Raw genomic sequence first — 9693 nt, forward strand, 5'->3', positions numbered from 1 at the left:
GTCAAACTCCTGGCGGGACGAGCGCGTCTCCGTCCGCCAGTCCCGACAGGACTTCGACGCGCCCCGGATCGACTGAGGGCGCCAGCTGTACGGCGACCTCAAGGGTTCGGCCGCCTCGGTCGATCACCCGCACAAGATCAAGTCCATAGCGGTGCGCGACATAGCTCCGGGGTATCAGTATCGCCCTTCGTTCCCCCATGGGGAGTCGCACCCGGACCCGTTGGCCGACAAACGCGGATCTCAGCTCCGGGGAGGTGACATCGGCGACGACGCGGCCAGCCGTTACCGCAGGATAGATTTGCGAGACAACGCCATGGGATGCGCCGGGAAGGTCGCCGGGCACGATCGACACGGCCTGGCCGACCTTGAGATTCCGCGCGGCGGTCTCCGGAATCTCGATGCGCAACACAGGCGGACCGGCCGTCAGGGTGGCCACCGACTGACCGGGCGTGACCACGGAGCCTGCCGGCGTATCAGCCCTGAGGATCTTCCCGTCGCTGGGCGCTAGGATGTTTCCCTGGCGAGCCGCCTCGGCGCTGGCGTCGCGTTGCGCTCGGGCGGCCACCAACGCGCCCTGGGCGGCCTTGGCCTGGGCCTCGACCGCATCCAGCCGCGCCTTGGCGTAGACATCTCTATCGAACAAATAGGTTGCTCGCTTGAGCTCAGACTCTGCACGCGCCGCTTCCGCCGCCGCCGCCGCCACCTCCGCTTCGGCGGCGCGGACCTGGAAGGTCAGCCGCTGGTCCGTCACCTGACCGATCTTCTGACCGCGCCGCACCACGTCACCTTCGCGGACGTTGAGGGCGACCAACGTCCCGCCGATGCGCGCGCGAGCCTCGGCTTGGTCCCGAAACGCCACGGTCGCAGCGACGACTTTCAGATCGGCCACCGGAGCGGCGCGGACGATCAAGTGTGGGCTTTTGGGGCCCGCTTCGCTCCGTGCCGTCTGCGGCGCAGACCGCTCGCAGGCGCTAACCGCCACGATTAGGGCGAGCGCCGCCAACGCGGAAGCGCGACTGGGAGTGGCGAGAGACCGTCCGGCAATGCGGGCCGCAGCGCTTCGCCGAGGTTCTGACGGCCGCCGCCGCGGCGCGAAGATGCTCTGAGAGGCTAAATGATCGATGCTGGCCTGGGGGCTCTGTCCGCGCGCGTTCACAATCCAACCCCCGAACATGCGGCGCTCCGCCAGACCCAGCCCGTCGAAGATCGCGCAGTTCCACCTCTGCACCTTGACGCATCTCAAGATCGCCGACGAAGGCGGGGTGTAAGCGCAAATCTATGAGCAAGCCCGCCATCATCATCCTTGGCGCTGGTCTCGGTGGGACCATTGCCGCCTACGAAATCAAGGCCGCCGTGGGCGCCCACGCCGACGTTTCCGTTGTCGGCCAGGGCGACACCTTTTGCTTCGTGCCGTCGAACCCCTGGGTCGCGGTTGGCTGGCGCACGCGCGACGCCATCCAGGTGAAGCTGCCGCCGATCATGAAGAAGAAGGGCATCAGCTTCACCGGCGTGGGCGTCAGGCGCGTCCATCCGGCGGAGAACCGGATCGAGACGAACGACGGCCGCAGCGTCACCTACGACTATCTGGTGATCGCCACCGGTCCCGATCTGGCCTTCGACGAGATCAAGGGGCTGGGCCCGCACGACGGCTTCACCCAGTCGATCTGCCACGTGGACCACGCCGAGAAGGCGGCGGTCGCCTTCGAGGCCTTCACCAAGGCCCCCGGCCCGATCGTGGTCGGCGCCGTCCAGGGCGCCTCGTGCTTCGGCCCGGCCTACGAGTTCGCCATGATCCTCGACACCGAGCTGCGGCGCCGCAAGCTGCGCGACCGCGTGCCGATGACCTTCGTCACCTCCGAGCCCTACATCGGCCACCTGGGCCTGGACGGGGTGGGCGACACCAAGGGCCTGCTCGAGGGCGAGCTGCGCAACCGCCACATCAAGTGGATCACCAACGCCAAGGTCGCCAAGGTCGAGGCCGGCGTGGCCGAAGTGGAAGAGGTGGCCGAGGACGGCTCGATCAAGGCCCGGCACGAACTGCCGTTCGCGTTCTCCATGTTCCTGCCGGCGTTCCGCGGCGTGCCCGCAATCCGCGGGATCGACGGGCTGACGAACCCGCGCGGCTTCGTGGTGGTGGACAAGAACCAGCGCAATCCGGCCTTCCCGAACATCTTCGGCCTGGGCGTGGCCGTGGCCATCCCCCCGGTCGGCAAGACGCCAGTGCCGGTGGGGGTGCCCAAGACCGGCTTCATGATCGAGAGCATGGTCACGGCCATCTCGCGCAACCTACTGGCCCTGATCGAGGGCCGCCCGGCCGACGCCGAGGCCACCTGGAACGCCATCTGCCTGGCCGACTTCGGCGACGGCGGCGTGGCCTTCATGGCCCAGCCGCAGATCCCGCCGCGCAACGTCAACTGGTCAGCCGAGGGCCGCTGGGTCCACCTCGCGAAGCTGGGCTTCGAGAAGTACTTCCTGCGCAAGGTCCGCCGCGGCGAGGGCGAGCCCTTCTACGAGAAGCTGGCGCTGGACCTCATTGGCGCCCGCAAGCTGAAGGTCTGACGACGGTGAACTTGCCTCGCCAGCCGTCGTCATTCGCGCCGGCGGACAGCTCTGCGGCGGGCAAGGACGTTTGCGCGGGTACACACAAGGAGTGGCTCTATGACCATTGATCGCGCTGTGTTGATGTTTGCGGGTTTCGTCACCTTGGCCGGCATAACGCTCGCCTACCTTTTGAATCCCTGGTGGATCCTCCTCAGCGTGTTGGCTGGGCTCAACATGATCCAAGCGGCGTTCACCGGCTTTTGTCCGGCCGCCATCCTGTTCAAAAGGCTGGGCCTGAAGCCCGGATCGGCCTTCCGGTGACCCGATGGCGCCCGGAAGCCGGCTGATCGCGGTGCTCAATCCCGCGGGCCGCTGAGCCGCTCATCAAAGGGCTGCTGAGGCGCGTCGGGACGCTGATCGATCGAACCGTCCGCACCGGCCAGCCCTGTTCGTGTGTCGCTTGGGCCGACTGGGGACGGCGACGGTCTGCTGTAGGTCGCTATGATCGCGAGCGGCCAAATCCGGCGCTGGCCGGGCGATCTCGAAATCGAGGATGTCGAGGGCGCCGGGCTTCAGGCCGCCTCCATCACTCGCCTCCTGAAAGATCCCAACGATCGAGCCCCCTCACGCCGAGGCGTTTCGACGGATCACGCCAGCCTTGCTGGCGCAGATCTCCGACGTCCTCGGCGATCTAGTCGACCTCAGCACCCGATTCTCGTGAGACGCTACAAGATCGAACCGGCCCGCAGAAATGGGGCGGCAGCGACAAATTTCACCAGCGGCGATACCGATAGACCCATGGGCCGGGCCGGAACCCTGGCCGCCAATAGTGGTGATTGTGCCAATACCAATAGCGATAGGGTCGGAACACCCAAACCCCTCCCGTCCAGACCCAGGGATTGTACCAGGGCGGCCCATGGATCACGTCGGGCGGATAAGCGCGCGTTCCGGGCGAGGCATGGACGAACGCCGGCGCGCCCGGCCGCACGATGTACCCCGGAGGGCACTGCGACCCGCCGCCGGATGCGACCGCGGCGCCAGCCGCAGCCCCCAAGGCTCCCCCGATGATCGCGCCGGCGGCCGGGTCCCGTCGCTCGGACAGGCTCGAGCCCAAGATCGCGCCCATAACGCCGCCGATCGCCGCGCCTGCCAGCGCATTGGTGCGTTGATCGATGCAGTTTTGAGCGGCCCATTCCGCATATCGCTGGGCGTAGTCTCGATCATACCACTGGGCCTGATCGTCGTAGACCGCCCCCCTGCGCTCCGCGCCCGGGGGCGGCGGCGCATGTTGGCCCATAGGCGGGGCGGACGCGGGGGGAGGCGCCGCCGAGGCGGAGGCGGCCGGATGGGCTTCTGCGACGGCGCCGTCGGTAAAGATCAGGCCGATCGCGGCGAGGAGCGCTGGTCCGTCGAACCGTCGAATCGTCGAGGTCATGGCTTCGGTCTCCTTGAAACGGGCGTTCGCCCCGGCGCTGCAATCCCCTGCCGGTATGGCGCCCGGGCGAACACTAGGGCGCGCCTGTCGCAACCCAAGCTTCCCCCACCTTGTTCGGAGCGCGGCTGCGATCGCCTGCCTAGTCCCGTCGTTGCCCGAACAACGACAGCAGAAATTGAAACAGGTTGATGAAGTTGATGTATAGGCTGAGCGCGCCGTAACTGGTGGCGACACTTCGGGCGGCTTCGGCTCCCCCGAGTTCGTAATAGGCGATCTTCAGGCGCTGGGTGTCGTAAGCGATCAGGCCCGCGAAGACGAAAACGCCGATCACGCTGATCATAAACTGCATCAGCTCCGACCTCAGGAACAGATTGACGAGAGAAGCGATCACCAACCCGACCACGCCGACAATAAGAAAGGATCCGAAGCCGGTCAGATCCTTCTTTGTGACGTAGCCGAAGAGGCTGAGGGCGCCGAAAGCCGTGGCCGTGATCAGGAACATCGAGACGATGGACGCCCCAGTATAGACAAGTCCGACGACCCCCAGGGACGCGCCGACCAGGGCCACGATCGTCCAGTAGAGCGCGCTTGCGGCTCCGCTTGTCGGATTGCGCATAGCGAACCCGGAAACCAGCAGGATTCCGAGCGGTGCGATGGCCACGATCCAGCCGATCGGCGTCATGCCGGCCAGATGGCCATCGGCGCTCGTCACGAACATCAGGTCCCGGACCGGGGGGACGCTGGAGGTGAGGTAGGCGAGGGCGGCCGAGACCAAGAGCCCCAGGGCCACCTTATTGTAGACGCCGATCATGAAGGATCGCAGGCCGGCGTCGATCGCCATGTCGGCGCGTGTGTTCAGGATTGTCGCGTGGCGGGCGCGCTGGAAGTCGCTCATGGCTGGTCGTCCCCAGGATGTGGTTCTCCAGCCAACTCCATCTAGGTCGAACGCCCAATGGAACAAGAGGGGCGCGCGGCGGTGATGCGGCGAGTGAGCGCCCGCTCTCACTGCGGCAGGCCTCCGCTCAAAGGCCCTCCGCGCAAAGGTCCAGTCGCCGCTAGGACAGCGCCTCGATGCCTGGAAGAGTGCCTTTCGCCAGGAACGTCAGGCAGGCTCCGCCACCGGTGGAGACATGGCTGAACCGCTCCCCAAGCCTCAGCCTCTGAGCGGCCGCGACGGTGTCGCCCCCGCCAAGCACTGTGAAGGCAGCCGGGAGGCTGGCGATGGCGCGGCCAATCGCCTGCGTTCCCCCCTGAAAGCCGTCGATCTCCGCCGCCCCCATCGGCCCGTTCCAGAACACGGTTCTGGCGCCCTGCAACGCCTCGACGAAGCGCTGGCGCGTCTGGGGGCCGATGTCCAGGCCGTTCCAGCCCGCCGGAATATGGTTGGCGGGAACGATTCTCGCCTCAGCGCCCACCGCCAGCTTGGGGGCCGCCACCACATCGACGGGGAGCAGGAGTTGTACGCCCCGATCCTGAGCCATGCCCAAGAGGCTTTTGGCCAACCCTGCGGTTTCCGCAGCCAACAGGGAGTTCCCCACCTGGCCGCCCTGAGCCTCGATGAACGGAAAGGCCAAGGCGCCGCCGATGAGCATGCCAGTCACGCGCGGCAGCAAGCTCTCCACTGCGCCAATTTTATCGGCCACCTTCGAGCCGCCCAGCACAACCCAAAAGGGTTTCTCCGGGCGCGCGATGAGTCTGGTGAGGGTGGCGACTTCCTTCTCCATCAAAAGGCCGGCGCAGCTCGGTAGGTACCTGGTGGGCCCGGTAACTGACGCGTGATTCCGGTGGGCGGACGCAAAAGCGTCGAGCACGAACGCTTCGCCCAGCCTGGCGTAACGCCGCGCCAGCGCGGCGTCGTTCGACTCTTCACCCGGTTCGAATCTCACATTGTCCAGCAGCGCCACTGAACCTTGAGGCAAAGATAGGACTTGCCTGAGCGTGGCGTCGGAAGCTGGTGTGCGTTCGGCGCTCCCGCCGATAAAGGTCACGGGGCGCCCCAACTGCGCCGCCAGCACCGGCGTCACGGGGGCCAGACTGCTCGTCGCTTCGAAGCGGCCTTTGGGACGTCCGAAATGGCTGAGGAGCACGAGGCTCGCGCCCTGCTCGAGCAACTGCTGCAGCGTCGGAAGGCTCGCCTTCACCCGGCTCACGTCGGCGATCTTGCCCGCGTGTGTTGGCAAGTTGTAGTCCGTCCGCACGATGATGCGCTTGCCGGCGGCGCTGAGATCCTTGAGCGTTCGCAAGTCGGCCTCCAGGCCTGCATTTTCAGTCGAGGTCTGCAGAGCGACACGGCGCCCCGGAGGGCCTCAGGTCGATCTGCGGGCGCAATCGACTCGTCCGGCATGTCGCAGAGAGGATCCGCCCTACGAGCAATTAGGGCGGGCCGCATCCAGGCTCAATGGTCCGCCACCCACCCGGACCCCAGCCGCTGGCGGTGGCGCCTCAGCCCGAGCGAACCGCCCTCTCGCTCGTGTGTGGACTCACTCTGCTGGGCTCTCGGGAATCTCTGCAACCACGTCCTGCGGGGACTTGTCCGACCGCAAGCCCTTGAAGCTTGCCTGCCGAATGCGGCCATGCTCGGTCCATTCGGCGAAGTCGATGTTCGCCACCAGTACCGGCCGGGTCCACTGAACGGCAGGATCCTTGCGCGGCGGATCGCCGGCCTCGAACGGACAGGTCTCGGACCGCACGGCGCGGAGTCGCGCGAGCAGCTCCGACACCACCCCGCGCGGATAGCCGGTATGTACGCGCCCGACATAGCGCAAGACCCCGTCGTCATAGACCCCGACCAGTAGGGATCGGAACTTGCGCGAACCGGTCATGGCCCAGCCGCCGATCACCACCTCCTGGGATGGGCGCCACTTCGACTTGCGCCAGCTGTCGTTCCGTTCGCCCGGGGCGTAGGGAGACTCGAGCCGTTTGGAGACCACGCCTTCGAATCCCTCGCGCCTCGCCCAGCCGAGGGGATCCGGGTCGGTGATCGCGGCCGCCGACCGGATCGGCCCATCGAGCGGCGCCCGCCGCAAGAGGCGCCCGAGCGCCTCGCGTCGGGCCGCGAGCGGTCGCCGCAGCAGCGCCTCGCGATTCAGGTGGAGCAAATCGAAGGCGAAGAAGACCAGCGGATCGCGGGCCGCGTGGCGCTGACGCGCTCCTAGTCGCGCCCGAAGGAGGCTGAAGTTCGGCCTTTCCGCTCGGTCGAGCGCGCAGAGCTCGCCGTCCAAGATGCAGTCGGGCAAGTCGGCGAGCCGTGCGCTGAGATCAGGAAGCAGAGCCGATCGGTCGACGCCGTTTCGACTACGCCACCGGACCTCGCCCTGCAGGACTCGGGCCTGGAAGCGGTCGCCATCAAGCTTGACCTCATGAAGCCAATCCGGACCTGACGGCGGCGCGCGGACGAGCCGCGGATGCTGGAAGGGGATGAACATCGGCGGTCCGGATCCGGTCAAAGATCCGTCGACGGGCTTGTCACGCGCCTTGGCCACGACAGTCACTCTTCGCCAGATCGCATTCTCTCAACGTGACACCTCGGTTTGGCGGCGGTTCAATGGAACCTATGGAGCAGGCTCGAGCGGGAACGACGACCCCATGACCGTGCGAATGTCGACAGATATCAAGTTCGAGAATGGCCGCGGCAGCATGATCTCCAGATCGTGTTCGCGACCAGGGCCGTCGCCAAGACGGCGGGCGGGGGCGAAGCCGAGCCGTTCAGGAGAGGCCAATTGAACGAAGACCCTTACAAGGTGCTGGGGCTGAGCTCCGACGCGACCCAGGACGAGATACAGAAAGCCTATCGAAGGCTGGCCAAGAAGCACCATCCCGACCTCAACCCGGGCGATCGGGCCGCTGAGGAGAAGTTCAAGCAGGTGTCGGCCGCCTACGATCTCCTAGGGGATGAGGAGAAGCGGCGCCGCTTCGATCGCGGCGAAATCGACGCGCAGGGGGCCGAGCGACCTCAGCACCGCTACTACCGGGAGTACGCTGATGCGGCCGCTGATCATCCCTACGCCAGTCGCGCCGGTTTCCAGGACTTCGCAGACGAGGACATCTTCGCACAGTTCTTCAGCCGGGGAGGGGAGCGCTTCCGTGACGTCCGGATGCGTGGCGCCGACCTCAGATTCCACCTCCGAATCGACTTCCTTGATGCTGTGCGCGGAGCGCGCCGCACGCTGACGCTTCCCGACGGCGCGTCCATGAACCTCAACATCCCCGCGGGAGTGGAAGACGGACAGGTGCTCCGGTTGCGGGGCAAGGGCGCGGCGGGCGTCAACGGCGGGGAGCCGGGCGATGCGCTCATCGAGCTCGAGATCGGAACGCACCCTTTCTTCAGCCGCGAGGGCCGGGACATTCACCTTGATCTGCCGATTACCCTCGATGAGGCGATCCTGGGCGGAAAGATCGAGGTGCCGACGCCCACCGGGCGGGTCACCATGACAGTGCCCGCAGGCGCCAACACTGGCCGCACCCTGCGCCTGCGCGGCAAGGGGGTGCAGGGCAAGCCGAAAGGGGACGAGCTGGTGCACCTCAAGATCGTCCTGCCGGAGCGGATCGACCCGGAGCTGGAGGCGTTCATGCGCCGCTGGCGCGAGCAACACCGGTATGATCCCCGTCAAGCGATGGGAGCAGCGTGATGAGGGAAGAGGCCGAGGTCCTGCAAGGGGTTCGCGGGCTAAGCCGCCGCAAGCTGCGCGCGTGGGTGCAGGCGGGCTGGGTGCTTCCCGCGCGGGGGGAGCAAGGCGCGATGTATAGCGACATCGACATCGCGCGGGTTCACCTGATCCACCACTTGCAGGCGGACCTCAATATCGGAACCGAAGCGCTGCCCGTGGTTCTGTCGCTGGTGGATCAGGTCTATGGCCTGCGGCGCGAGCTTCGGCGGCTGGCGCGCGCCGTCGAGGCGCAGCCGGACAGGGTGAAGCAGGCGATCCTGAGGGCGAACGACCAAGGCTGAGGGGCCGCTCCGGGGTGCGCCACGCCCCTCCTGGTCACCTCGCGGCGGGCGACGGATGCGCGCCCGGGCGCCAGGGGCGCGACTTGACCGCGGTCAAGTCGGCATGCCGATGGGGCCGGCATGGTTGAACCGCCAATGGAGAAGAAATTCCGCGGCGCTCCAGGAGGGTTCGATGAGCATCAAACATATTGTCGTGCAGGCGGCCGGGAAGGCAGAGGACGCGCGGCGCGTCGCCATGGCGGTCGATCTCGCGAACCGGTGCGAAGCTACGCTTGGTGGCGTATTCCTGGAGCCGGCGCCGCCCTGGCTCTTCGTGGGCGGGGACCTTGCAGCCCCCGCCGCCCTGGCCGATTTGACTGAATCTCACCGCAAAGCGGTGCAGACAGCGGCGGCGGCGGCGCGGGCGAACCTTGAGGCGGCGGCGCAGGGCAAGTCGTTCGAGTGGCGCCAAGTCGACGGCTCCGCCCCTACCGCGTTGGCCGAAGTCGCGCGGGAGGCGGATCTGCTCTTCATGGCGGGTCCTCCACTGACCAGTCGCGATGGCGTGTTCGCCCCAGCGGACGCCGTGGCGCTTACTGCCGGCGCGCCGATCATCGCGGTGCCTGAGACCGCGACCGGGACGTGTGTCGGACACCGCGTGCTCGTTGCTTGGAACGGCGCGCGCGAGAGCGCGCGCGCCTTGGGGGAAGCCCCGTCCTTTCTTCAACACGCCACGCCAGGAAAGGGAGTTACCATCGAACAAACAGAGGGGGACCGCCACCGGGGAAGA

10 protein-coding genes are annotated in these 9693 nt (G+C 67.0%); 5 read left to right on the forward strand and 5 right to left on the reverse strand.

What is annotated here, in order from left to right; translation table 11 throughout:
* Position 1: 1 nt before the first annotated feature.
* Entirely contained in the window at positions 2-910 is a 909-nt protein-coding gene (locus ACK41C_RS20110; protein WP_409658316.1) for an efflux RND transporter periplasmic adaptor subunit, read from the reverse strand.
* A gap of 368 nt (positions 911-1278) precedes the next feature.
* On the opposite strand from ACK41C_RS20110, the gene ACK41C_RS20115 reads away from it, so the two are divergent.
* Positions 1279-2559, forward strand: coding sequence for an NAD(P)/FAD-dependent oxidoreductase (locus ACK41C_RS20115; RefSeq protein ID WP_409658319.1), 1281 nt, complete (start codon positions 1279-1281; stop codon positions 2557-2559).
* A gap of 99 nt (positions 2560-2658) precedes the next feature.
* Entirely contained in the window at positions 2659-2862 is a 204-nt protein-coding gene (locus ACK41C_RS20120) for a DUF2892 domain-containing protein (RefSeq protein WP_409658322.1), read from the forward strand.
* A gap of 451 nt (positions 2863-3313) precedes the next feature.
* Here the strand turns inward: ACK41C_RS20120 and ACK41C_RS20125 are convergent, their stop codons facing one another.
* The 4 genes from ACK41C_RS20125 to ligD all read right to left on the reverse strand — a co-directional run bounded on the left by ACK41C_RS20125 (position 3314) and on the right by ligD (position 7401).
* Positions 3314-3976, reverse strand: coding sequence for a glycine zipper 2TM domain-containing protein (locus ACK41C_RS20125; protein WP_409658325.1), 663 nt, complete (start codon positions 3974-3976; stop codon positions 3314-3316).
* A gap of 139 nt (positions 3977-4115) precedes the next feature.
* Positions 4116-4871: a Bax inhibitor-1/YccA family protein gene (locus ACK41C_RS20130; RefSeq protein WP_409658329.1), complete on the reverse strand. Its 756-nt coding sequence runs from the start codon at positions 4869-4871 to the stop codon at positions 4116-4118.
* Positions 4872-5031: 160 nt separating this feature from the next.
* A complete protein-coding gene (locus tag ACK41C_RS20135; RefSeq protein WP_409658332.1) occupies positions 5032-6219 on the reverse strand; it encodes a phosphoglycerate kinase in 1188 nt (395 codons plus the stop codon).
* 237 nt (positions 6220-6456) lie between these two features.
* Entirely contained in the window at positions 6457-7401 is a 945-nt protein-coding gene (gene ligD / locus ACK41C_RS20140) for a non-homologous end-joining DNA ligase (protein ID WP_409658350.1), read from the reverse strand.
* Between the two features lie 294 nt (positions 7402-7695).
* Here ligD and ACK41C_RS20145 point away from each other — a divergent pair, with 294 nt between their 5' ends.
* The 3 genes from ACK41C_RS20145 to ACK41C_RS20155 form a co-directional block, all read left to right on the forward strand.
* On the forward strand, positions 7696-8604 hold the full coding sequence (locus ACK41C_RS20145; RefSeq protein ID WP_409658335.1) for a DnaJ C-terminal domain-containing protein: 909 nt from the start codon (positions 7696-7698) through the stop codon (positions 8602-8604).
* A complete protein-coding gene (locus ACK41C_RS20150) occupies positions 8604-8924 on the forward strand; it encodes a chaperone modulator CbpM (RefSeq protein WP_409658338.1) in 321 nt (106 codons plus the stop codon). Before ACK41C_RS20145 ends, ACK41C_RS20150 begins: the two co-directional genes overlap by 1 nt.
* A gap of 172 nt (positions 8925-9096) precedes the next feature.
* Positions 9097-9693, forward strand: a 597-nt coding sequence (locus ACK41C_RS20155) for a universal stress protein (protein ID WP_409658341.1), incomplete at its 3' end; no start/stop codon positions are given.

The organism is Phenylobacterium sp. (genome assembly GCF_046290725.1).
In the GTDB taxonomy this organism is placed as follows: Bacteria; Pseudomonadota; Alphaproteobacteria; order Caulobacterales; family Caulobacteraceae; genus Phenylobacterium.